Genomic DNA, 249 nt, shown 5'->3' with positions numbered 1-249 from the left:
GCCCTGAGGCGGCCGCGGGACGTGGCAACGAGGACGGCCGCTGCTGCCATGAGCAGGCCGACCGCCACCTGGCCCCAGTTGTCCGCCAGCCGTACGGCCGGCCAGACCCGGACGCCGGAGAGCGTGATGAAGATGGCTGTGGTCACGACGACCAGGATCGTGCCGACGTACTGGGCCAGCGAGCCGCGCTGGGTGCGTGCGGTGATCTCTACGGCCAGCCTGTCGAGGCCGAGCATGGTCGACCGGTAC

The 249-nt window shown here is 71.1% G+C and carries 1 protein-coding gene; it reads right to left on the bottom strand.

Annotation, left to right across the window (positions count from 1 at the left end; genetic code table 11):
• Positions 1–249, bottom strand: a 249-nt coding sequence (locus tag AC0L2B_RS00055; protein ID WP_473743611.1) for a hypothetical protein, incomplete at both ends; no start/stop codon positions are given.

This window comes from Mesorhizobium sp. WSM4815 (genome assembly GCF_055811575.1).
Note: the sequence above shows the minus strand (reverse complement) of the source record. Positions and strands in the feature narration are given on the sequence as shown.